The sequence below is a fragment of the Mesorhizobium sp. IMUNJ 23033 genome, assembly GCF_044778005.1.
Classification (GTDB): Bacteria; Pseudomonadota; Alphaproteobacteria; order Rhizobiales; family Rhizobiaceae; genus Mesorhizobium; species Mesorhizobium amorphae_A.
On record NZ_JBJACT010000039.1, the window covers coordinates 1 to 22,144 of the forward strand.

22 protein-coding genes and 1 tRNA gene are annotated in these 22,144 nt (G+C 59.2%); 9 read left to right on the forward strand and 14 right to left on the reverse strand.

Annotation, left to right across the window (positions count from 1 at the left end; all coding sequences use genetic code 11):
- Positions 1-151 precede the first annotated feature (151 nt).
- Entirely contained in the window at positions 152-784 is a 633-nt protein-coding gene (locus tag ACFX5Q_RS30420; protein WP_404283818.1) for a LysE family translocator, read from the reverse strand.
- A gap of 134 nt (positions 785-918) precedes the next feature.
- Here ACFX5Q_RS30420 and ACFX5Q_RS30425 point away from each other — a divergent pair, with 134 nt between their 5' ends.
- Entirely contained in the window at positions 919-1,341 is a 423-nt protein-coding gene (locus tag ACFX5Q_RS30425) for a metallopeptidase family protein (RefSeq protein ID WP_404283819.1), read from the forward strand.
- Between the two features lie 46 nt (positions 1,342-1,387).
- On the opposite strand, the gene ACFX5Q_RS30430 is transcribed toward ACFX5Q_RS30425, so the two are convergent.
- The 4 genes from ACFX5Q_RS30430 to ACFX5Q_RS30445 form a co-directional block, all read right to left on the reverse strand.
- Entirely contained in the window at positions 1,388-1,630 is a 243-nt protein-coding gene (locus ACFX5Q_RS30430) for a Trm112 family protein (protein WP_404283821.1), read from the reverse strand.
- 173 nt (positions 1,631-1,803) lie between these two features.
- Positions 1,804-2,475, reverse strand: a complete 672-nt coding sequence (locus ACFX5Q_RS30435; protein ID WP_404283823.1) for an LON peptidase substrate-binding domain-containing protein — start codon at positions 2,473-2,475, stop codon at positions 1,804-1,806.
- Between the two features lie 181 nt (positions 2,476-2,656).
- Positions 2,657-3,649: a thioredoxin gene (gene trxA / locus ACFX5Q_RS30440; protein WP_404283824.1), complete on the reverse strand. Its 993-nt coding sequence runs from the start codon at positions 3,647-3,649 to the stop codon at positions 2,657-2,659.
- Positions 3,650-3,734: 85 nt separating this feature from the next.
- Positions 3,735-4,232: a prolyl-tRNA synthetase associated domain-containing protein gene (locus tag ACFX5Q_RS30445; RefSeq protein ID WP_404283825.1), complete on the reverse strand. Its 498-nt coding sequence runs from the start codon at positions 4,230-4,232 to the stop codon at positions 3,735-3,737.
- A gap of 213 nt (positions 4,233-4,445) precedes the next feature.
- Between ACFX5Q_RS30445 and ACFX5Q_RS30450 the strand changes: the two genes are divergently transcribed.
- Positions 4,446-4,520 (forward strand) — tRNA-Gly (locus ACFX5Q_RS30450).
- Between the two features lie 166 nt (positions 4,521-4,686).
- Here the strand turns inward: ACFX5Q_RS30450 and ACFX5Q_RS30455 are convergent.
- The 4 genes from ACFX5Q_RS30455 to ACFX5Q_RS30470 form a co-directional block, all read right to left on the reverse strand.
- Positions 4,687-5,601 carry a TIR domain-containing protein gene (locus tag ACFX5Q_RS30455; protein WP_404283826.1) on the reverse strand — a complete coding sequence of 305 codons (915 nt, stop codon included), beginning with the start codon at positions 5,599-5,601 and terminating at the stop codon, positions 4,687-4,689.
- Between the two features lie 11 nt (positions 5,602-5,612).
- The gene (locus ACFX5Q_RS30460; protein ID WP_404283828.1) at positions 5,613-6,335 is read right to left on the reverse strand and encodes an E2 domain-containing protein; all 723 of its coding nucleotides are present in this window, start codon (positions 6,333-6,335) and stop codon (positions 5,613-5,615) included.
- Positions 6,336-6,396: 61 nt separating this feature from the next.
- On the reverse strand, positions 6,397-7,929 hold the full coding sequence (locus ACFX5Q_RS30465; protein ID WP_404283829.1) for an adenylate/guanylate cyclase domain-containing protein: 1,533 nt from the start codon (positions 7,927-7,929) through the stop codon (positions 6,397-6,399).
- 270 nt (positions 7,930-8,199) lie between these two features.
- A complete protein-coding gene (locus ACFX5Q_RS30470) occupies positions 8,200-8,526 on the reverse strand; it encodes a helix-turn-helix domain-containing protein (protein WP_404283831.1) in 327 nt (108 codons plus the stop codon).
- A gap of 79 nt (positions 8,527-8,605) precedes the next feature.
- Between ACFX5Q_RS30470 and ACFX5Q_RS30475 the strand changes: the two genes are divergently transcribed.
- Both ACFX5Q_RS30475 and ACFX5Q_RS30480 read left to right on the forward strand, forming a co-directional pair.
- On the forward strand, positions 8,606-9,358 hold the full coding sequence (locus tag ACFX5Q_RS30475; RefSeq protein ID WP_404283833.1) for a hypothetical protein: 753 nt from the start codon (positions 8,606-8,608) through the stop codon (positions 9,356-9,358).
- A gap of 173 nt (positions 9,359-9,531) precedes the next feature.
- Positions 9,532-9,951, forward strand: coding sequence for a hypothetical protein (locus tag ACFX5Q_RS30480; protein ID WP_404283835.1), 420 nt, complete (start codon positions 9,532-9,534; stop codon positions 9,949-9,951).
- Between the two features lie 201 nt (positions 9,952-10,152).
- On the opposite strand, the gene ACFX5Q_RS30485 is transcribed toward ACFX5Q_RS30480, so the two are convergent.
- The 3 genes from ACFX5Q_RS30485 to ACFX5Q_RS30495 all read right to left on the reverse strand — a co-directional run bounded on the left by ACFX5Q_RS30485 (position 10,153) and on the right by ACFX5Q_RS30495 (position 13,973).
- Complete coding sequence (locus ACFX5Q_RS30485) at positions 10,153-10,314, reverse strand: hypothetical protein (RefSeq protein WP_404283836.1); 162 nt, start codon at positions 10,312-10,314, stop codon at positions 10,153-10,155.
- 205 nt (positions 10,315-10,519) lie between these two features.
- Positions 10,520-11,800 (reverse strand): tyrosine-type recombinase/integrase, encoded by a 1,281-nt coding sequence (locus ACFX5Q_RS30490; RefSeq protein WP_404283838.1) that lies wholly within the window; start codon positions 11,798-11,800, stop codon positions 10,520-10,522.
- A 292-nt stretch (positions 11,801-12,092) separates the two neighbouring features.
- The gene (locus ACFX5Q_RS30495) at positions 12,093-13,973 is read right to left on the reverse strand and encodes a hypothetical protein (protein ID WP_404283840.1); all 1,881 of its coding nucleotides are present in this window, start codon (positions 13,971-13,973) and stop codon (positions 12,093-12,095) included.
- A gap of 36 nt (positions 13,974-14,009) precedes the next feature.
- Between ACFX5Q_RS30495 and ACFX5Q_RS30500 the strand changes: the two genes are divergently transcribed.
- The 5 genes from ACFX5Q_RS30500 to ACFX5Q_RS30520 all read left to right on the forward strand — a co-directional run bounded on the left by ACFX5Q_RS30500 (position 14,010) and on the right by ACFX5Q_RS30520 (position 17,389).
- Positions 14,010-14,498, forward strand: coding sequence for a hypothetical protein (locus ACFX5Q_RS30500; protein WP_404283842.1), 489 nt, complete (start codon positions 14,010-14,012; stop codon positions 14,496-14,498).
- A gap of 257 nt (positions 14,499-14,755) precedes the next feature.
- Entirely contained in the window at positions 14,756-15,316 is a 561-nt protein-coding gene (locus tag ACFX5Q_RS30505; protein WP_404283844.1) for a hypothetical protein, read from the forward strand.
- Between the two features lie 578 nt (positions 15,317-15,894).
- Positions 15,895-16,143, forward strand: a complete 249-nt coding sequence (locus ACFX5Q_RS30510) for a helix-turn-helix transcriptional regulator (protein WP_404283891.1) — start codon at positions 15,895-15,897, stop codon at positions 16,141-16,143.
- A 282-nt stretch (positions 16,144-16,425) separates the two neighbouring features.
- A complete protein-coding gene (locus ACFX5Q_RS30515; RefSeq protein WP_404283846.1) occupies positions 16,426-16,845 on the forward strand; it encodes a hypothetical protein in 420 nt (139 codons plus the stop codon).
- A 370-nt stretch (positions 16,846-17,215) separates the two neighbouring features.
- Positions 17,216-17,389: a hypothetical protein gene (locus ACFX5Q_RS30520; RefSeq protein ID WP_404283848.1), complete on the forward strand. Its 174-nt coding sequence runs from the start codon at positions 17,216-17,218 to the stop codon at positions 17,387-17,389.
- A gap of 877 nt (positions 17,390-18,266) precedes the next feature.
- On the opposite strand, the gene ACFX5Q_RS30525 is transcribed toward ACFX5Q_RS30520, so the two are convergent.
- Complete coding sequence (locus ACFX5Q_RS30525) at positions 18,267-19,367, reverse strand: alcohol dehydrogenase family protein (RefSeq protein WP_404283850.1); 1,101 nt, start codon at positions 19,365-19,367, stop codon at positions 18,267-18,269.
- Between the two features lie 43 nt (positions 19,368-19,410).
- Positions 19,411-21,261 (reverse strand): tetratricopeptide repeat protein, encoded by a 1,851-nt coding sequence (locus ACFX5Q_RS30530; protein WP_404283852.1) that lies wholly within the window; start codon positions 21,259-21,261, stop codon positions 19,411-19,413.
- Positions 21,262-22,144 lie beyond the last annotated feature (883 nt).

Here is a 22,144-nt window from a genome sequence, read left to right on the forward strand (position 1 = left end):
CGACAACTCCGCAAAAGGAGTGACAGCCGCCAACGCTGCGTCGATCATTTCTTCGGTAATTTCGGTGCCGGCCTGTCGAGAATCTGATGACATTTTCGGTCCTAGTACGTCAAGTATATAATTAGGAATTTATTCCTCTGCGATTGCGCGCTTAGCGTTGGCCGCCGAAGGCCAGCCGGGCCGCAAGCCCGGCAAAGACGGTTCCCAGCAGGATCTGAGGCGCCCGCTGAAACCGCGTGCGCTTGGACAGTGCCGCACCGATCCGGCTCGCGGTCAGGATGACCAGGCCATTGACCATCAGCCCGATCAGATTGAGGACGGTCGCCAGCACCAGGATCTGCGCAGCCACCGAACCCGCCTGCGGCTGCACGAACTGCGGAAAAAGCGCCAGCACGAACAGCGCCACCTTCGGATTGAGCAAATTGGTCAGCAATCCCTGCCGGAAGATGCGGGTTTGCGAGTAGCGCGGCAGGCCGGCGACCGGTGTCAGCGCCGTGCCGTCGGCACGGAACGCTTTCCAGGCGAGATAGGCGAGGTAGGCCGCGCCGACATAACGCACGATGTCGTAAGCGATGGGAGCAGCAAGGAACAGCTGCGACAGGCCGAAGGCGGCGGCCAGCGCATGGCAGTATGTCCCGGCGGCGATGCCGATATAGGTTGCCAGGCCCGCCGCGCGCCCCTGGCTGGCGCTGCGGGATGCGATCAACAGCATGTCCGGCCCCGGCGTCGCGGTCAAAGCGAGGCAGGCAATGGCGAAAAGTCCGAGTGTGGAAAGGTCCGGCATGAGAGCTCCTGATCCATGGCCGGAACCGACCCGTACGCGATTCCCCGGCGGTAGCAAAGGATCTGAAATACGAATTGCCGCTCATTTGCCTGGACCGGCGTGAAAGCCTATATGCCGGGATCAAAGGACAAAGCATGGCCCGCATCTACAAGACCCGCACCTGGCACGACCAGCTTTCGCCGTCGATGGAGGAGATGGAGTTCCTGGCGCTGGAGGCCTACGCCCATCTGCCGGAGGAATTCCGCAAGCTGACCGGCGAGATCGTCATCCAGATCGCCGACTTCCCGACCGACGAGATCATGGACGATCTGTCGCTGGAGACGCCGTTCGACCTGCTCGGCCTGTTCGAGGGCCGCGGCATCGCCGAGCGCTGGAACCCGCAGACCGGCGAGGGCCCGAACCGCATCACGCTCTACCGCCGCGCCATCCTCGACTACTGGGCGGAAAACGAGGAGACGCTGGGCGACATCGTCACCCATGTGCTGATCCACGAGATCGGCCACCATTTCGGCCTGTCGGACGACGATATGGAGCGAATCGAAGAGGCGGCCGAATAAAGCCCCGCATCCTTGTCGACATTCGCTGGCTTCCACCCTGTGCGGCTCAGGACGGGCCGCTCAGGCGCGGCGGCGCGGGCGGCAGCACATCATCGGCGGAAATCGTCCGCGCCTCCGAGGGCAGCATGATCGGGATGCCGTCGCGAACCGGATAGGCGAGCTTTGCCACCCTGGAGATCAATTCGCCGCGCTCCGGATCCCAAGCCAGCGGCCCCTTGGTCAGCGGGCAGGCCAGCAGCTCCAGCAGCTTCGGATCGACCTTCTTTTCCTCACGCCCTTCCGCCACCATCGTGTCCCCTTCCCAGCGAGTTGCAGACCCCAGGATGTGTTGAGATTCAGGTCAGGCCGAGTCGAAAATGGTGGCTTCCGAGAACCGGAGCGGAGCGTACCTAAAGTACGTGAGCACCGGAAGCGCAGGAAGCCGCCGTTTGCAGGCCGGCATCACCTGAATATCTGCACATCCTACTGAAGACTGGAGCCAAAGTCCTCGTTCTCGCGCGCCAGCGCCATCTCGGTGATGGCGATCAGCGTTTCGGCGCGCGTCTTCAAATCCGCCGCCTCGAGCAGCGCCTGTTTTTCCGCCGGTCCGTAGGGCGCCATCATCGACAGCGCGTTGACCAGCATGGCGTTTTCGGCGCGGCTGACGCTTTCCCAGTCGGCCTCCAGATCATTGGCCTGCAGATAGGCGCGAAACGCCTTGAGCAGCGACGGCCTGTCGACCTCGCCCCCGACCTTGTCCTCGTCGAGATCAGTCAGAAAGGGGGTGATCCGGCACTGGCGAAACGGCGTCTTGGCGGCGGTTTCATGCGCAATGCGGAAGCGGCACACGCCCTGCAGCGAGATCAGGTAGCGGCCATCGCCACTCTCGGCCAGCGAGATGATGCGCCCGGCGCAGCCGACATTGCACAGCTCCGGCTCGCCGTCGTCGCGCAAGGCGCCATCGAGACTGGGCTGGATGATGCCGATCAGCCGCGATCCGGCGATCGCCTCGTCCACCATCTGCAGATAGCGCGGTTCGAAGATGTTGAGCGGCATACGGCCACCGGGCAGAAGCAGCGCACCGGCAAGCGGAAACACGGGGATCGTCGACGGCAGATCCGCGCCACGCCGGTAGTGCGCATTTCCCACCTGCACGTCAGTCCTCCCTTCGCCTCGGCAGTCCCAGAGCGGTTCACCGTTTCACGGAAACGCAGAACCGCTCTATCCACGCAATTCCGGACGGAAAACCGCTACGCACTTTTCCTGGAATTGCTCTAATCTGGCGCGCCGGCCGCCGGCCGCAAGCCCACCAGGCAAAAACAGCTGGCAAAGCGCCTCAGGAAAACAGCAGCGACGACAGTTTGCGCCGCGCCGCGAGCGTCGCCTCGTCGGTCATGCCCCAGGCTTCGAAGAATTTCAGCAGCTGCGCCTTGGCGCCGTCGTCGTTCCAGGTCCGGTCGGCCTTGATGATCGCCAAAAGATTGTCGGCCGCCTGCGTGCGCTCGCCCTTGGCGTTCTGGATCATGGCGAGGTCGAACCGTGCCTGATGATCGTCCGGATTGGCGGCCAGGCGCCGTTCGAACTCGGCCGGATTGCCGAGCGAGGCCGCCTGCGCGGCCAGCGCCATTTTGGTGCGCAGCGCGGCAAGCGCCGGCGCATCCTTCTTGGCTTCCGGCGCGCGGGCCAGCATGGCTTCCGCGCCTTCCGCATCGCCGGCCTCGAACAAAAGCTCCCCCAGCCCGGCGATCGCCTCGATCGTCTCCGGCGCCTGCTCCAGCACAGCATCATAAATATCGGCCGCGGTCTGGATGTCGCCGGCCTCGCGCGCTTCCGCAGCCGCGGCAAGCGCCTCGGCCACTTGCGGGGCGCCGCCAGCCTTGCCGCCGATCTTCTTGATGAACTCGCCGATCTGGCTCTCGGGAATGGCGCCCATGAAGCCGTCCACGGGCTGGCCGTCCTTGAAGGCGATGACTGCCGGTATCGACTGGATGCCGAGCTGGCCGGCGACCGAGGGGTGCTCGTCGATGTTCATCTTGACCAGCTTGACCGCACCGCCGGCGGCTTTGACCGCCTTTTCCAGCAGCGGCGTCAGCTGCTTGCACGGGCCGCACCAGGGCGCCCAGAAATCGACCAGAACCGGCTGCCTGCGCGATTCCTGGACGACATCTACGGCAAAGCCGGCCGTCGTCGTATCCTTGATGACGTCCGCCGGCGCCTGGCCAAGCGCGGCTTTCGCGCGCTCTGCTTCAGTGCCGCCATATTGCACGGTCGTGGCATACTGGCCGGCATTGCTGCCGAATTGGCCGCCGAACGGATTGTTGTCGCTCATGTCGTCGCCCTTCCGGTCGCGCCGCCCACCAGCGGAGGGACGCAACGTCCTTCCTAGAGATCAGTTTTCGCCATCCATGTGGCGATCATGCCGAGACTTTCAAGATAACAGCATCGTGTCCGGTTGCCTCGACGAATTTAACGAGATCGGCGGCAGCTATCGAGGTCGTCGCCTCATTGGTCATCGGATGGGCATTGATGACATCATGCCCCATCAGCTCCTGGTCGAGCACCACCTTGACCCGCCGCTCGGTGTCGTTGATCAGTCCGAAAACCGTGACCGCGCCCGGCGTGACGCCGAGAAGCTCCATCAGCATCTCAGGCTTGCCGAAGGAGACCCGGCTGGCGGCGCCGATCAGCTGGTGGATCTGCTTGAGGTCGACCACAGCCTCCTCGCCGACGCTGACCAGGAAGAAATTGTCCTTCTTGTCCTTGAGGAACAGGTTCTTGGTGTGGCCGCCGGGGATCTCGCCGCGCAGCGCCTGCGAATCGGCGACCGTATAGAGCGGCGGGTGCCGCCGCGTCGAGACAGTGATGCCGAGGTCGGCGAGAAAGGTGAAAAGCTCGGCTTCGGTCTTCGGCATAGGTCTTCTCTTCATCTCCAGCAGGGCCATGCCGTTTACGGCCAATGGTACCCTCCCGGCAAGGCCGTCCTGGAACGGACCGGCGAATCCTCGGTACCGCAAAACGGAGTCGGTCGCACTTGAGAGCTAGGCCAAAAAGCTCGTCATTTCCCTGTTGCAATCGCCGCGCTCTTCAGCCATATAGGCGCGGCTTGCGGCCCTAAAGCCGCGCGAGCGGGTGTAGCTCAGGGGTAGAGCACAACCTTGCCAAGGTTGGGGTCGAGCGTTCGAATCGCTTCACCCGCTCCAGTTTCCTTCCGGGGATCAAGCATCGAAAAGCCGCGGTTCGCCGCGGCTTTTTCGCATTTGGCACCTGCGAGGAACCTGGATAGTCAGGCATCTGTCAGAGTGTAAGGTTACCAGCAGGTTACCACCCTGACCCCTGTACCCGAATATTCTCACAAGGCGCTTTCTCTCAGCCGTTGTACGGCCCCTTCTCTTTGATGTGACGCTTGAGCTTAGAGTACGCTGACCCGAGGCTGCCCAGTGGATCCTTGGGGTTGAAGGTGTAGGTGATTGTTGTCATGCCTAACGTGTCGCTCGGCAGTTTTATCCCTTCTCCCCGAGGCTCGACCAGAATCGCTCTTTCGCGACCAAGCCGGCCCATGAACAATCCCAGTTCAAGAATGACATTGTCACGAGGGGCCGGCCACTTCTTCTCCCGGCTCTCAACGGAGTCTTCGCCAGTCGCGATTGCAACGCCAAAGTCACATTCGTCCAGTTTCGCTTCCAGAGATTCGAGGGCGTACTCAGACAATCTGAACACTCCGTCAGTCCAGAGAGAGACCTCGATGCCGTCATCATGGTCAAATCTCTCCCTGAGCGCCTCGGCTACGTCGAGGCCCTCCTTGGATGAGATTAGGAATACACGGGTTATTTCGTGGTGTTTTCCCACGTGCTTGTTGCGTTCCCGAAGGCGCTTTGCAAGCGATCGGGCGATAGACTGATAGATGATCGGGTGCTTCTGCCCGAGGGCGGCAAATGCCTCGCCCGAAACTTTCAGTGCGACCGTCGACTCTAGCGCCCGGATGGTAGCGGAGCGCGTTTGCGAGGGCTCGATTGCAGCCATTTCGCCAACGGCGCTCCCTCGACCCCGCGATGCTATGCGCCGACCGTTTACGATGATCTCGCATGCACCGGAGACGATAAAAAAAAGATCGTCGGTTTCATCGTCTTGGACGATGATATCCTCGCCTTTTTCGAACGATTTCACTTGTCCAGAGTTTATCACAGCCTCGATTAGCGGGTCCGATCCTCGCAGAATTTCTTGATCCTGCAGGGCAGCCCGCAACCGCCGCTCACCATCTTTCGTGTCGAAGCGCGTTCCCAATCGGTGCCTCCTTAAGCCGCCTTCTTCAAAGGGCAATCGTTCATCGTTCCGCAGCATTCATGGCCGGCGAGCTGCCTGTTGAATTCCGCCTCGGCCTTTTCCATTTTCTGGAGAGACAGCACGAGCAATGCGGCAGCCGCCGCGTGCTCGCCGCAAGAAACCATGGCAAGCGGCCGCGCTTGGCTCTCGCAGATACATGGGCGACGCAGTGCCACTACTCGCTTTGTCTCCTCCCATATCGAGACAACCCGCCTTTTCCCCCGCAGCAACCGCAACGCCCGCCCATTTGCCCGGCGAGTGCCTTTTGCGACGCTGAGGTTGCCTTCCCGCATAGCGCGTTCAATCGTACCCCCGATGATATTCGCAGCTTCCTCAGCGGCATGCTGATAGTGGGCAGCGTCTCCGTGGGCGCGCCCGCGCCTATTTGGCCAGCGACGCAACCGTGCCGCGCGAGCCTGCAATTTCAAAAATGCCACGACTGTAGCCCACCATTCTAAGGCGGCATCCCGAGTCTCGATCGCAATACCATCGACCGGTTGCCAGTAAAGGCAGAAGGTCCCGTCCACATTGATATGACGTTCGGGGCAAAAGCCTGGCAGATTTGTCGGCGACACCTCCCTAACAGTCGCCGACTGCCCACCGACCTCTACGTGCAAACCGTAGGTGATAACATCGCCACCAGTTCGAGCAACCGGCAAGCTTACTTCGAACCCCGATTTGGATGTTGAAAGCACGGTGGCGTGAACTTCACTAGCGGTGCCAACGAGAAGATCGCCTACCGTCGTTCGGGTCGCGTTAAACGACATGCACGTGCGGACGAATTGAAACCTCGGCAGCCCTTTTTATTGCAGGCGCTGCGGATGCCAATGCTTCGCTCCGCGATGCTTTGGCAGTCTCGTCCCCGTCATCTGCAAGGCCGTCGACAGCCTCATCGTAGCCAAGGCCCCTAATCTTACGATTTGAGCCAAATAGAGTGCGGATGGCCTCGGTCCCACTTTCGTAGGCCACAGGACCAATTGCGGTTTCCGAACCTGTGCACCGCAGTTGTTCAGCCTCGGCAGCGAAGGTGCCCCTACTGATCGAGCAGCGAAGTCGATCGCCCTGGACGCCTAGTCGGGTCGCTGTCATCCAACCATGCTCAAACCCAATGGCAAGGCCGAGGCCGTCTACATCGACCTCGGCGTCCGTAAGTTTCGTAAGCGCCAGCTCAAAGCTAGATCGAAGCCCACCCGCGCACAACGTTGCGGTGCTGATCGTCTGCTCTACACCCGTTGATTGCGCTGTACCTTCACAAAGTAGGGCATGGATGCAGTCTCCAATGAAGCGAACTCGACGACCTTTGAATTCGGTCGTAACGACCCGATCCAATTCGGCCCGAAGGACATGAAGAGCCTTCACGATATCTTTTGGCGATTCATCGATGTGCCGATCCACAAACTTAGTGAACCCGTCGATATCAGCGTATATGTTGATGGCCTCCTGTCTACGAGACGTCTTTGGCCCCAGCTCATCAAAACGGAGATCGTCGAGAGGTGGCGTGTGCCGGCTGAATTGAAAATCGTTGATAGAAGAATTTTCGAAATCCTTCCTCCAGCTACGGACTATCTCCTCCTTTGAAACTTCCAGCTTGGCTTTCTGTTGAGCGTCTTCAATCTCGCTTCGGGTAAGCCGGGTCGCCGCAGGGTTGTCCACTTCGTTTAGGCCAATTGCAAGCCGCGCATTGTTAGTTAGGAAGATTCCCTGGCGAGATCCGCCGCCCGCCATTTTTGCAGCCTTGTTAGCAGGTGATCCCAAGAACAAAGGCTCACGGCTGCCACGGCGTCCATTATTTACAGCGAGCGCTTCCCCGGTGTCGATTCCGACCCGAACTTCGGCGCTATCAATATGCTCATCGGCGTCGCCCGTTTCGGCGAGTACGTCGATTATCAGTTGGCCAACAGCTACTGCACGTCTGACGCGTTTCGCTTCGGCATCAGTGTCCGTATTGTACGGCTTCGCCACCACGGCGTGCAGGCGTTGGTTGTGGAAGTCGACACGTTGCACCTCGCACTCGGTCAGAATGCGTCGAACGGCGCGTTGATGGAGATTGAGGAAGCGAAGAGTTCGACGATGGCAGGTGACGCCCTCCTCGTCTGTGCAGTTCAACATATCGCCTATGTTCAAAATGTCGGCGTAAACATGTGCCCCAAAGACCTTGTACGCCTTGTTTGTGGGGATAGCCTCCAGAGACTTGTCTTTGGTGTACTCCATGACCTCGACGTTCTCGACGTCGTCGATCTTAGAGCCAATATGCTTCTCCGCACGCCCCTGGTTCCACGTCCGCGCCATCGCTGCGTTCCTTGTTTGGTGCATCAGATATCTCAGATTCGTCGGAGCGATGCGACTCTCGGAGGGACATTTTCACGCTCTTCTGCTCTAGCCAGCAGATGGGGGGATGTGCCCGTAACTTCAAGTAATGGCGCTGGGGTTTATACGATTTTTTGTTTCGAGCTTTTAGCAACAGGGCCCTGCTACACTGTAAAATGGCGACCCTCTCAACGACCTATCGTCTAGATTGGCTGCCAGGCATTGGACGGCAGACGCGACGGGCGATACCCATTAAGCCCTAGGATCCCCCACGAGAGCCTCAAGCATTACAGCCACACGCTCAATGTCATCTGCACGCAGCGCATTGACGGCTGCTGTCGCACGCTGCCGCACGAGCTCGTCGGGACTTAATTCCGCACCTCTGGCCATTAGCAGCGCATTCGGTGTCGTCGCGAGCACCGAAGCTATTCGGACAAGAGTTGATAAGTCCGGCTCCCGCCGCCCACTAACATAATTACCGTAACGCCGCTCGCTTAGTCCCGCCCGACGAGCCACTTCCGCGTTGGAAAGCCCAAGCTCCTCGGCACGGCGCCGGAGATTCGTCGCAAACAACTCCATACGAACGAAATGTTCATGACATCCCCCACGGGTCTATGTACGTTATGGCGTGACGAAACACGTCATTTCGTGGGTGCGAATGAAGCATCAATACGTTGGGGACATCAGCGACTACCGAAAATATGCGTTGCTGCGGGCGCTGTCGTGGGGCGGCGCCAATCGCATCGGCGTGTGTTGGATGCTAACGCCTTCCGACGGAAGTGCCGACGGCGGGAAGCTTGCCTATCTCCGGCAACCCGAGCGGTATCGGCAATTCGATCCGCAGCTTTTCGACATCTTGGCGCACGCGGCCGATGAGCCGGATCGTCGCCGGTTGCAATCGATCGAAGAAAGCGGCGCTATTGCGGGAGCTGCGTACTTCAACGAGCTTTTGCCCGACCATACGCCGGGCCGCGCCGCTTTCATGGACCGATGCTTTTCCGCTTTCGAACGTGCCGATGTCGTCTTCTTCGATCCGGACAACGGTCTGGAGACATCGCTGCCAAAGGGCCGCAAGAATTCCTCCAAATACCTCTACCTGGACGAGGTGGCCCGCTTCTACGGTTCAGGGAAATCCATGCTTGTCTACCAGCACTTTCCCAGGGTGGAGCGGCGGGCATTTCTTGCCTCTTGCATCGAGCGTTTGCGAAGCGTTGCGCCTGAAGCCTTGATCTGGACATTCACCACCGCCCACGTCGCGTTCTTTCTGGCTGTCCACCCTGAGAGCCCCGCTCGACTTGCTGCGGCAGCCAACGAGGCATGCGGGCTTTGGGACGAGGGTTTTATTGCTGGCCAATATGTCCGCTCAACGCGCCACGGGCGTCCGATAATTGACAGCGAAATTCGCATGTGATTTTTCAAACATCGCAGCATTTTCAATGACATGGTCTAACCACGATGCGTTTTCATGCTACTCTTATGTTGTCGGCACTGACGCTCGCCGCCTGCACTCCAGTTGAGACAAAGACGTCCTTGCTCTCACCGGCTACCGGCGCAGTCCGTTCGGCAGGTCCCGGCGATATCGTGATGAACTTCCAGTCCAGGCGTTCTCTACCCAACATCGTCGGCAAGGCCGACCTGTTTGGCCGCACGACCGATGCCGGCCACATGACAGTCCGCTATATCGGCACGCGTGGCGCACAAGCAGTGTTCGAACGGTCTGACGTAACAGTCGAGAGCAACGCAACCACGATGAGCGAAACGCCGCTCATTCTCCCCAATACCACCAACACCAACGTGAACGGCACGATCGGTGGAACTCCTGTCTCGGCGACCGCGACATCAACCTCCTTCCAATACATTCCGCCGCGTGGCTCATCCCAATACGCAACTGCGACGCAGCCGATCCAGATCGCGCTCGGGAAGGGTCAAAGCGTAAATGTCGAAGGCAGAACGCTGCGAGTTATCCGCGTGTCGCCTACCTCTGTCGACTATCGGATCGAGTAACAGTCGGCGTAGTGCGTAGCGCGTATTCGCTGTCGACCCTGACGAGGGCCAAACGGGTCCCATCGATCCATTGTACTATTGCCGCTGCAAGGGGGGAGGGTCGAGGTGCGCGCCTGGAGATGATGCGCATATACGAAAATGCGGCGATCGAGAGACGACCGCCGCATCGGGGAGGCGCAGCTGTGGGGTGGTGGGGGCGGCTTATTCCGGCTCGATGGCGATGTGATCGACCGACTCACACTCCCCAAACTCTTCGAGCGCCCATTCGATCTCGGTTGGGTCCAGTTCCATGACTTTCGCAGCGGCTTCGAGCGGCATCCATTCCTCATTGCCGGTTCGCTTGTCCCTGATCAGGATGTGCATCGATCTCTCCTACTGTCCAACAGGACAGTAAAACACGGCGAGAGCGTAGGCACAATTATATAAGCAATATCAACGTGTTGGCGTGATTCTGCTTGTTGCGCGCCTGCACTACCTGCTGCGCCGAGGCGTGTGCGGTGAGGGCCGGCGCTGCCCGCCACGGCTGCAGGCGTATAGCCGGCGGCGCGGGGCGTAGCCATGCGTAGTCCTAGCCGCTGTAGGCGCGGTCCAGTGCAGCGATGGCCGCGCTGCCGTCGCGCACGGCCTGGGTGTAGTGGCCGAGCGTCACAGTCGGGTTCGCGTGGCCAGCGATCTGAGCAACCAGGCCGATCTCGATGCCCCGAGCCTGCAAGGTCGAGATGAAGGAATGTCGGGCAGAGTGCGGTGTAACGTAGGGCAGGCCAAGCACCTTGAAGACGGGTGCCCAGTAGCGCTTTCGAAAATTCTGGTAGAGCAGCGGACCACCCCCGCCGATGCGAGGCTTCGGCCATTCCTGTAGTCGGCCAGGGCCGGGGAAGACGCGATACAGTTCCTTACCCGCCCTTGGGCAACGAACCCGCCATGCCAGCAGCATCTCGCGAAGCACGGCGCTCATGGGGATCTCACGGGTGCCGGCCTCTGTCTTTGTCATCTCGGTCAGCGAGCCGTCCCGCTCCTGTATGCGACGGATGCGGATGACGTTCTTGTCGAAATCCACCTCGGACCAGAGAAGGCCCAACTGCTCGGAGGGCCGAGTGCCGGCGAGGAAAGCGAAGGCGTAGTAGATGCCTTGCTCCAGATCGTTCTTGGCCGCTACGATCAGCTTGGCGATATGTTCGGTGGTCAGGATTGCCTTCTTGACCTTGTGGCGCGCCCTCGCCAGCCCGGTCGGCATGGAGGGCGCGCGGATGGAGAAGTCTTCCTCTGCCAGCGCCAGGATCGATTTGAGGTGCGACTTCGCACGGTTGGCGGTGTAGCTTCCACACTGCTCCGTGACGGTCTTGTGCCAGACGCGGATCACCGCAGTTGTCAAATCCGACAGCTTGATATGTCCGAGCAATTTGATGAAGCGGGCGTTCTTGGGTGCAGTGCCGGTCTCGGTGAAGTCGGCACGTTCTTGCCTGGTGCCGATCAGCAACGGCCCCCGGATTGCACCATACACCACCACCTTGTAGCCCATCAGCGTCGACGACTTGACGTTGCCCTCCTTGGTCTGGAGCCAGTGCTCGATGGCCTGTGCAACGGTTGGAGCCTTGCGCTCGTCCCTGTAGCTGCCTTCCGCGACCTTCAGCAGCAGCGAGTTCCGGAACGCCTCGGCGTCCTTCTTGCGGTTAAAGGCGCGGCGGCGGCGCTTCCGGGTAAGGGGCTCGCGATACTCACAGTAATATTGTGGATAGAGAGCGACTTTGCCGTCGCGCAGCTTGCGGCGACGCGTTGCGGTGGTGATGGAAACGTTGAAGTCATTCATCGCGTTGCTCGTCCAAAAAGAAAAAAGCGGGAACGAAAACACGCGTCGGTAACCAGCACAAGTAATCGCCGGAGCGGCCAGCGAGCCCGTGAAACGGCCCTAACTGTAACCAGACGCGTAACCTCGACATGTTGGGAAGGCCGAAGCCGCGAGATAACGCGGCCCCGGATATCTCGGATTCCTCGACCACCGAGGTTGAAATCGCGGCGGGCGAAGACCTCAGGTCGGACGGACGGACGCCTGTAGGGCACCGGCATAGGGGGCTGCAGTACACACGGCAGGCATATACCTCTCTCCCTCCCATAGTGTGTAGGTGTCCGTCCGTCCGGGGCGATCAATACGGTGCGTCCACACTCGGCAGCGGCTCCTCGGGCAAATAGGAGAGCGGAATGCCCGTCGCTCGCTTCTTCCCAAGCATCGCGAACTGCACCGGGTTCCGAGGGATGAAGGCACCGTCCAGCTTGCGTAGGGCGCGTTCCCAAGCCCGCTGCGCCCACGGTGTGCCCTGAAACACTTGCTCCATCGCCGGAGCGCCGTTGACGATATAGAACCCTGCCGCCTCTCCCTCGGCATCTAGCCGCATGCCGTAGCTCGCGACGATCCGCTCTGCGTTCGCAAAATCGTTGAGGCGATTCCGCTGCTTGTCGCGGAGGCAAGCGAGCCAATGGCCGAGGGGATAGCCGTCCACGACATGAGACAGTAGGTGATCGAAGCATTCCTGCGCATCGTCCCGATAAACCTCAAGCGCATGACGCTCGATTGCCGGCGCATACTCAGCGGCAAGTGCTTGCGCTTCCTCGTCTTTGGGAATCCTGCCATTCAGAGCGACGAAGCCCGCCCCGATCAGAATGCTCATGTTCTGTCTATGCCGCCGATCTCCCGTCAGGTGAATGTCGATGGCGTCTGCGGCGGGCTGTACCAGATGGGCGAACCCGATCATGTGGTGACACCATGCCGAGCCCGTCGTGCGGAAATATGCCTCATCCTCGGCGATGCGCTTGGATGCCTCCCGGTCGTTGTCGTGCATCAGCAGTTCCAGCATGGTGATGCGCGACTGGTCGGCCGGCGACATACCACGCGGATTGATAGCGCTGAACAAGAAGGTGGTCCGCAGGCTGAAGCTCATCGCCTTACCTTCAGGCGTCCCCTTCAAGACCGGGGTGTCGGCTGACGAGGCGCTGCGGGCAAGCCGGAGGATGTTCCTCAGGGTCGAGCCGTTCTGGTCGCTTTCGAACTCGTCCAGCAGGATCGGCAGGCTATCCGGTCCAAGGGTCTGGCGGATACCAGCTTCCGTGCTTTGACCGTCGGCTGACACCGCGATCGGGTTCAGCACGATGGAAGCGATGGTGTGGATGGTTGTCTTGCCTGACCGCGCGGGGCCGTAGACGAAGGCATGGGGCCGCCACACCAGAGCGCCGCAGATCGGGGCCATCGCGAGCCAGCCGAACAGCAGGCCAGCGTCCTGAGGATTACGCCAGTTGTAGAGGTTGAGGTTATTCCTGAGACGCTGCGCATCGAAGGACTGTCCGTCGTCAAGCGGAATGTCCTCAAAGCAGAGGTAGAGGAACTTCGAACTTTCGACGGGCTGGCCGAGATTGGTGATGACCTTGCCATTCTCAAGCCAAATGCCCCGACCACGAATGCGCAACGGATTGAACGGCCCGGCCCTGCGGCAGGCTTTCATCAGCGCTTCACCGGCGGCACTGAAGTTGGTCGACCCTGGCTTCGGTCCTGGGAACCGCCGACGCCAGAACCCCGACTCTGCCAGTCCGAGCAAATATTGCCCGGAGAGAAGCTGCTGCGCGGATGCCAATATGACGATCTTGCGCACTGGGTCGAGCAGCGCAAAGTGCCCTTCCTTTGTGAAACCCAGCGGCTTCGGGCCAAAAGCACCAGGGTCGTATACGATGCCAAGCTGTATCGGTGATGTGATGCTGCCGCGATGCGGGCAGCTGTCACAGAAGCGCTCGTTGCCGAGTTCCGAGCGGATCGAATCACAGGTGCGGGGGCCAGCTTCCTCAAGCGCGCGCCTGAGTTTCTTGTCAGCCTCACGCTGGCTATAACCGGGGTGGTGACCGCTATATTGATGGAAAATCCGCTCACCGTCCTTGCAGCGCGCCGTAATCGAGGCGATGGCATACCAGTTGGGCTCATCAGCTGTTGCCGCGCCGTCCTTGGTGTAGTGATTGTACCAGGGACATTCTTGCCGAATCACCGAATATTGGCGCGCGCGCCGCGAGAGGGACTTCAGGTGGCCACGGCATATTGGACGGCACGGAAGATCAACAATCTGGCTACCGACGTCAGTTCTAATACGCTTAGACAAGTGCGGAAATCGGTAAACGGTGGAGTGATAGGTCTTGACCACACCCGGCTTTGGCTAGCCAGAGCCCGTCAAGCATTTGGCCCAGCATTGAGTGCTGCTCATCTCGAGTCTGCCGGGGTGGAAGGGGATGCTGCTTCCGAGGAGCTTGAAGCAGCGCGAGATATCCTCGGGGAGTTGGGCTTCCTCACCGTGCCGCAGGGCGCCTTGGAGGCCGCTGAAGAATTAGAATCGGCCGTAGACTCCGCGGTGAAAACTATTCAACGTTCCGAGGGTCTTCCTGACACGGGCCTTGAGGAGTCTAAGCTTGAGGGGGTCGACGTGCCGGCGTTGCCGGAGGAAGTACTGTACGACATTACAGATCCACAACTTTTGGCCGTGGATCCTGAAGAAATCATCGACGTTCCACCTCAGTAGCGGACCATACAGCTTATAATGTATACCGCCCCGTGGGATCCACTAGCGTCGCGACAATTTCAGCTAGTTGCAATTTAGATGCCAGCTGCGAGTTTCAATTGTTTGCGCTCCAAATAGCGTTTGTCGCATCGATTGCCATCCTAACGATATACGGATTCTGGCTTTACTATCGGTCAGTCGGTTTATTTCCAGGAGAGCCTCTAACGCGACGTCAACACTGGCTTCAAATATCCACTAGTATAAGCGACGCTGCTATATTGCTTCTGATTCCACCGTTTATTGCCGCCAATGGCACCGCACCATTCCTAGTCTCCTATTTTGTCGGGCGCCTGGTCATACCGGCGTTGGTACCACCAGGCTATGACAGCGAAGGGTCCTTGCTACAACGCGTCGCTCAAACTATCCAAGACTTCGTCTTTGACAGCGTCTTTTCAAAGGCTGCTGCGTTGATTTTTGTGGTCATAATCCCCTGGGTGATGGGACGCCTAATCGGCGAGCCACCACTGGTTCAAAGTCATCTGGTTTTCCTTGCGACACACTTCCCCCCGCCATCTTTACAGGCTTATTCGAATTTCAGTCCTCACTCATTCTCCATGAGCGGGTGGTTTTATGTTGCATTGATGGCATGGCTCCCGCATCGCTTCGTAGTACAACTCGGGCTTCGTCGTGCGATTATTGCCAGCATGGCTGGTATACTCATGATTGGGCGGATCGATCTCGCGACCCAAGCTGCTCTCGATATTGGCGGCGGTTGGTCCGTGAGCCCCTTGGACGTGGCAGTTGCGCTATTTAGGGTGCCTGTTAGCGTTTGTAGTTGACGCGGCAGTTCGATCAAACGGCACGCCGACAGGCGCCCCCCGTCATAATCCATAGGGGTTACTCCGGGTTGAGATAAGCCGCTAGCACAGATCGGGTACTCACTTGCACTCCGAAGTTGCTCAGCACACCGAAGTGAACTGTGACGACAATTCAATTTCTCGCTTGCCAAGGTTGGGGTCGAGCGTTCGAATCGCTTCACCCGCTCCAGTTTCCTTCAGGAAATCAAGCGTTTAAAGCGGCTGCCGAGAGGCGGCCGTTTTACTTTGGCGCCCGTGTCGCCACCATGTCGCCACCATGTCTGTTTTTGAACAATATTCTGTCCAGCGTCTTGCCTCCGCAAACTCGCGACACTGATTTAGGCCGAGAGCTCACGAAATGTTGCGAATTGTTACGAAAGTTCATGTTCGCACTCAAGCCATTGATTCATATCGTGAATCTTACAGCGACGAAGTTATAGGTTCTTTTAGGACTATCCTCCTATCCGCGCTGTTGCCAACAATCTGAAATCGGTACTTCTATCCCTCGGTGTCATGGAGAAACACTGATGGTGACATCGCAAACGCAACTTACCCGCCACATGCTGCGTACCGAGCACGTCGCTCGAATTACCGGGTTGTCCGCCTCGACACTCACGAAACTCCGCCTCACTGGTGGCGGACCGCACTACATCAAGCTCGGCCGCACGGTTGTGTATGACCCGGCGGACATAGAGGCCTGGCTCAGCGCCAATCGGCGTAGCTCAACTTCTGCTTCTCTGAGAGATCACAGCGGCCCGCCTCATTCTGACGCAAACAGAAAGGCCGGGCGTTCGGCAGAGCGCTCGTAGCTTCCCGCACAACAACTGTGGAGAAATCTTGTTGCCCAAGAAAAGACGTAACTTGCCGCCCTTTTTCACCGAACTTTACCTTCGCGCTTTGGAAAGAAAGAAAGATCAGAAAAAGCCGAGCAAGCCGGCCGTCCTCAACGTTGGCGAACCGTCGGCCGATAATAAAGCGCCGAAGCGAAGCCGCGTTAGACTAACTGATCACAAAGGCCGTCCATCATGAGCGGCCATTGCCGAAACGTAGACCTTCCATGGTTCGGGCAAGCGACAATCGGCTACGACCATATGCTGATTGGAACCGACACCAAATTTGACGACCTTGCGGCTGCGCTGCCCCTGCCTGAACTGAGTCCGGCATTCCACCAATTCCAGTTCTATCAGCATATGGAGAACCCTTACTACTGGTCCGAAATCAACCTAACCTGTTCCCCGGATCACGATGGTTTGTCGGTCTTGCAGCTGTACGAGTCGGCACTGGGCAGCAGATACGCCGCCAAGGAAGTCGAGGTCGCATTGGATATCGCTTGCGAGTCATTCGAACAGGTTGCCTCAACCTTGCTGCGACTGGTTGGGCTTGTATTCAAACACCACCACCGGCGACGCCACATGCGGGTGGCATATGAGAAAGATCAGGAAAGTCCGCCGCCGGGGTGCCTGCCGCTTCCGACATTCTACTTCGAGATGGGAAATCTGGTGTTTGCCTGAAGCTCTACTCGCGGGAAGTGAAACGGCTGGGCGACCAGTATGGCGGCCATATCGCCAGGATAGAATGGACGCTCAAAGGTCAGGCCATCACCCGTCAACTTGGCATCGCCTCAAGGCGGGTGAGCGACCTTATCAAGGCCGACCTGTTGGACTTCGTTCGGCGGAACCTTGTGGTTGCGGAAACTGATCATGCGCGCTTTGGTGCACTTTTGTTACCAGGGGCAAAACTGAAACGCTTGGCGGCGCGACCGCCCGACTCTCGATACATGCCACGTGGAGTGACTGCGAAAGAGTACTGGTCGCGGCGTGCAAGCTACCTGTACCTGTCCACACGAGCGGCACGAGACGCCGACCTGCTTGGCGGCGAGGAATGGCAACAACGGTATGTCAGGAAAGCCCGGCGCAGATCAGCAAAGAATTGCAGGCAGAGGAACAGGCCCGCCTACCGAACCGGCCGAAACACGGACCCAAGCCGAAGGTCCGTTTCTCAGACTACCAGCTGGGAAAAATCATCAAGAAGCGCCGTATCGTGCTCATACTTTAATAATAGAGAGCCACGATTCACAAAAAGCCTTATCATGCCCTTGCTAATCAGACACTTAGTCAATTTAAGACCGACTACGAACACGCGATAGATGACTTTCTAAGAACGACGGCCTAGGACATGACGCTCACCACAGATCGCCATCACCCACCGACGATTTTTGGTCGTGTGGGCGTCTGGAAATTCCCTTCCAAGGAAAAGAAACATCCACTGGAAGGGATTGTACCCTTCACTTCATGGGAGATTGCCCGGTCTCACATCACGCGCCGAAGCTCGCATTGAAGCATGCTCTTTTCTTACAGGTCAGAAAGAACTGACCGGCTATGGTAGGTAGGCTTGGGGGCTCGGCTGCCCTGTGGCAGCGACAAATGCCCTGACAGGGCGTTCGCTACTCGGCTGCTGCCTTGCAGGGTCAACGGCCCCTTCAAACTGCCTGGCGGGCTTGTATGAGCGCAGCGCCCGCTCGCCTTAGAACAACTCCCGGCGTGTGCTGCGTACCCCAACGGGGGTCTAAGACCATGCAGCGCAAGAAAGCACCAATGGATAGAACCACCAATGCCATGAAGACACACTGTCCGTCATCAGCCTTCGCAGCTTCCACGCTCCGACCTCAATGCCTTGTTGCGCCAACTGAGAGACCTCCACATGCTTACCCGAATGCACGGGGGGAGCACATGGCTGCTCAGCGGGAACACGCCGGCGAACCAACTCTTGGCTAAATCTGGAAACGGCTCGGCTACCCATTTGGATTGTTCTGTTGTCGTGCCAGCGCGGCGAGTGGAATTGCTGCACCGAAAAAACGATCACGCCTGAGGGGGCTTTCACGAACACCGGCGGCAATTCAACGACGCATCACCCCGGTCGTTCGCCTCGTTGATCAAGACCTATGTGCTTGATGCCACATGGCGTCGGGCACCACGACGAGCTTTCCGACGAAAGACTTCCTCATAAAATCTTCTTGGGCACGATGTAGGTTGGACAACCGATAGGTCGCCGCGACGACAGGCCGGAGACGGCCCTGCTCGATAAAGTGAATCACGCGGTCGAACGCATGCCGCGATCCTTGGGACGACCCGTGAAGTTCGAGATGCTTGATGTAGAGGGTTCGCAGGTCGAATTGGACCACCGGCCCTCCGATCGCCCCCGCCGTGGTGTACCGGCCGTGGGGTCGAAGTGCCCTAAGAGCAAGGGTGAAGAACTCGCCGCCTACGACATCGGCAACGACGTCCACGAGTTCGCCTCCGGTCGCCGCCAAGAGTTGCTCGAAGAGGTCGCCTGATCCCCGAGTGATGACCGCCTCGGCTCCGAGCCCAAGTAAGGCTTGCTCTTTGCCGGACGAGACGGCTGCGTATGGAACGGCGCCGCGTGCACGGCAGAGTTGGACGAGGGCCGACCCTACGCCGCCTGACGCGCCGGTGACGAGTACTCGTTCTCCCGCCGAGACCCTGGCCCGGTCGAGCATATGCTCGCCAGTATGATAGGCACAGCAGAAGGTCGACAATTCGACATCAGACATTCGGGTATTGACCTGACGCGCGTTGAGCGCTGGAACTGTCATGTACTCTGCATAGCCGCCATCCCTCCCATGGCCGATATAGTCGATGTCACCGAGATAATCGGGATTGGGTCCATACATGTTGAAGTCGACGAGCACCCGCTCTCCGACACGCGAGGAAGACACGTCAGGCCCGACTGAGACAATGGTGCCTACTGTATCGCAACCCTGAATGCGGGGGAACGGCAGCGGGGGTCCGTCGCGACGCCAGGACGAGGCTGCCGTTGGGTCGGCATCGGAACCGTATGCAGCCTGCCGGACCCATATATCTGTGTTGTTAACGGCGCAGGCCGATACCCTGATCAGCACTTCATCGTCGCCTGGTCGGGGAACTGGATGATTGTCGACATAGACCAACTTGTCCATTTCCCCGTGGCCCGTAAGAATCATGGCCTTCATCACGTCGGGCGTCGCAACAGGCATCGCATCTCCTCCTGCCCTTCTAAGGGTGGCCGTGCGCCCTACGTCACTCTTGCGGCGCAGCCACCAGTATCTTTGCATGGACCGGGTGATCTCGCAGCGTAGCGAGATCGGGGTCAAGCCGGCACCAATCGGACTCGTCCGATCCGAGTGGCCGCAGGTAGTCTGAGAGAAATTGCGCAGCCTTGTCGCTTTCTCCGAGCAGAGCATAAGTGCAGGCTGCATTGAACTTCGTGTTGTGGTCGTCCGGGTCGAGTGCCAAGGCCCGCTCGATCCATTCGCGGGCCCGGTCGGAGACGCCCAGGGCTGCCAGCCCGCAGGCGCCAACCTGCAAAGGAGCGGGATTATTCTTGTCCTCATCGAGTTTGGTGCCGGCACGGTCGACGATGATGTGGGCAACTGCCTTGGCCTCAGCGGTACGGCCCAGAGCCGAGAGGGCCTTCCTGAGGAGGTTGGGTGATCGGAAGTCGTCCGGGTGGAGTGTCACTGACCGTCGGAACAACTCTTCGGCCCGCTCATAGGCCCCGCGCGCAAAGGAGAACCTGGCAACCGCCAAGCAGACCTCGTGCGAATCCGGATCGATCGCAAGGGCACGCTCAAAGGCTACAGCAGCTTCATCTGGCCGACCGGCGAAGAAGAGTGCGTAGCCCTGGGCCGTATGAGCCTCGGCCAGACTTTCGTCCAGGTGGAGTGCGTAGCCGCAGACGCCCAAGATCGTTGCGACCAGGACGTCTTCTCCATGCCAAGACCGCAGATAGACATCGCAATCAGCGATCCCAGCAAAGGCCCGCGCGAACAAGGGGTCATGCTCGACGGCCTGACTGAACAGAAACCGGGCCATGCGGAGGGATTGATGGGTTCGCATGTGTAGCGATTTCCGGCCCTGCAGGTAGAGGTCGTAGGCTACAAGGTCGGTCGTAGGTTTCTGGACGAGCGTGCCCTTCTCGTGAGGCATAAGGCGCACCTTGAGCTGTTCGACAATCTTCCGAGCAATTTCATCCTGGATCTCGAAGATATCGGTAAGGTCGCGGTCATAACGCTCTGCCCACAGGTGGCTTCCGTCGCGGCCGTCGATCAACTGGGCGGTGATCCGGACTCGCGCCCCAGCCTTCCGGACGCTGCCCTCAAGGACGGCGGCCACGTCAAAGCGGCGGCTCACCTCCTGCACATCAACCGCCTTGTTCTTGTACGTGAAGACCGAGTTGCGTGCGATAACGCGAAGGCCGGCTAGTTTGGAGAGATCAGTGATGATGTCCTCGGTGATGCCATCGGAGAAGTATTCCTGTTCCGGGTCGCCGCTCATGTTGTCGAAGGGAAGGACCGCGATCGAAGACTGCTTGTTCCCTGTCGTCGATGTCTCGGATGCGGCCCGAATGGCCAAAGGGGTTTCGACGACGTGGAAAACACGTACGGGACGCTCAATGTTCTTAAGGGTCATGTCTCCCGCGTCCTCAAAGGTCGCATCGGTGCGGTTCCCAACGTGGTCCCGCACCGTGCCCGAGATGGCGATGCCACCTGGCCTTGCGACGCCTTCAATCCGAGTGGCTACGTTTACACCGTCCCCGAAAATGTCGCCGTCCTCGACGAGGATGTCTCCGAGGTTGATGCCAATACGGAAATCGAGACGATGGTCAGCCGCCGCGCCGACATTGCGCAGCCGCATGCCGCTCTGAATCTCCCTGGCGCAGGTCAGCGCGCTCACTATACTCGGAAACTCGACTAGTATGCCGTCGCCAGTTAGCTTGAATATTCGGCCCAGATGCCGAGCGACGCTCTCTTCGATGAGTTCGGTCCTGTGCGCTTTCAATGCGGAAAGTGTCCCGATCTCGTCATTGCCAACGAGGCGGCTGTAGCCGACAACATCCGCGGCCAAGATAGCACTGAGACGGCGTTCCATGATCGTCCCGAATAAGGTTCAGGCGATGGTAGCACATTTTGCGCCCTTGGGCGCTCCTGGCGAGTACACGATGTCTCTCGGGAGTTCGGTCTGACGATGGCACGTCATTGCACGCTGTTGCCAACCGCACCTACCGCAACGGCGCCCTTGCCCTCACTCGTCAACAGTACGATCCGCGCCCGCCAAACCACCTTCTGCGGCGTATTGCGACCACGAACCCAACCCTCAAGTCTTGCCCGGTCAGCGGCCGAGAGCCCTCGCTTGAAGCGTGTGGGAGACACGTCAAGATGCGCGCATCGTTCTTGCATTGTTGGCCTATCGCCCACACTAGCGCTTGAGGGTTCTCTGTGATCGCGACGACCAGTTGCACTGGAGCGTGGCCTATGGAACGTCCCTTCCAAGGAAACGAAACATCCACTGAAAGAGATTGTACCCTTTGTCGTGGGGATTGGCCGATCTCCCACCACGCGCCTGAGCCCACTTTAGAGCATGCTCTTTTCGTCGCGACTTCTGCGCTGCGGAGAGGAACGATACTGCACTGGTGGGCTTGGCGGGCTGTTGGCCTTGTCTTGGGCCGACAAATGAAATTCCGAGTGAAATCAGCTCTGACGGAGGCGACTCGCGCGGTGTGGTAGAGTCCATTTTGGGGCCGCCAAGGCTCATCTCGAAGTCATTTTCGAAGCTTCATCGAAACGGATCCTATCGGGCGTGATTGTGGCGACGACTAAGAAAATGGACAGCCCGCCGCCACCATCGGACGCGATCTGCTTAGCACAGGTGAAGGACGCGCGGACGGGATTTGGAAGGACAATCTTCTCGCACTGAATGAGTGCGGCTGAGACGGCGACACCCTCGTTACTATCGGGGCCTGCGCGGATTGTCG

Excerpts from the sequence above, each read along its gene's own strand:
- ACFX5Q_RS30420 (WP_404283818.1), bottom strand. The coding sequence starts at position 784 with ATGCCGGACCTTTCCACACTCGGACTTTTCGCCATTGCCTGCCTCGCT.
- ACFX5Q_RS30425 (WP_404283819.1), top strand. The coding sequence starts at position 919 with ATGGCCCGCATCTACAAGACCCGCACCTGGCACGACCAGCTTTCGCCG.
- ACFX5Q_RS30430 (WP_404283821.1), bottom strand. The coding sequence starts at position 1,630 with ATGGTGGCGGAAGGGCGTGAGGAAAAGAAGGTCGATCCGAAGCTGCTG.
- trxA (WP_404283824.1), bottom strand. The coding sequence starts at position 3,649 with ATGAGCGACAACAATCCGTTCGGCGGCCAATTCGGCAGCAATGCCGGC.
- ACFX5Q_RS30445 (WP_404283825.1), bottom strand. The coding sequence starts at position 4,232 with ATGCCGAAGACCGAAGCCGAGCTTTTCACCTTTCTCGCCGACCTCGGC.
- ACFX5Q_RS30465 (WP_404283829.1), bottom strand. The coding sequence starts at position 7,929 with ATGGCGCGGACGTGGAACCAGGGGCGTGCGGAGAAGCATATTGGCTCT.
- ACFX5Q_RS30470 (WP_404283831.1), bottom strand. The coding sequence starts at position 8,526 with ATGGAGTTGTTTGCGACGAATCTCCGGCGCCGTGCCGAGGAGCTTGGG.
- ACFX5Q_RS30475 (WP_404283833.1), top strand. The coding sequence starts at position 8,606 with ATGAAGCATCAATACGTTGGGGACATCAGCGACTACCGAAAATATGCG.
- ACFX5Q_RS30480 (WP_404283835.1), top strand. The coding sequence starts at position 9,532 with ATGAACTTCCAGTCCAGGCGTTCTCTACCCAACATCGTCGGCAAGGCC.
- ACFX5Q_RS30485 (WP_404283836.1), bottom strand. The coding sequence starts at position 10,314 with ATGCACATCCTGATCAGGGACAAGCGAACCGGCAATGAGGAATGGATG.
- ACFX5Q_RS30510 (WP_404283891.1), top strand. The coding sequence starts at position 15,895 with ATGCTGCGTACCGAGCACGTCGCTCGAATTACCGGGTTGTCCGCCTCG.
- ACFX5Q_RS30515 (WP_404283846.1), top strand. The coding sequence starts at position 16,426 with ATGCTGATTGGAACCGACACCAAATTTGACGACCTTGCGGCTGCGCTG.
- ACFX5Q_RS30520 (WP_404283848.1), top strand. The coding sequence starts at position 17,216 with ATGGCAACAACGGTATGTCAGGAAAGCCCGGCGCAGATCAGCAAAGAA.
- ACFX5Q_RS30525 (WP_404283850.1), bottom strand. The coding sequence starts at position 19,367 with ATGCCTGTTGCGACGCCCGACGTGATGAAGGCCATGATTCTTACGGGC.
- ACFX5Q_RS30530 (WP_404283852.1), bottom strand. The coding sequence starts at position 21,261 with ATGGAACGCCGTCTCAGTGCTATCTTGGCCGCGGATGTTGTCGGCTAC.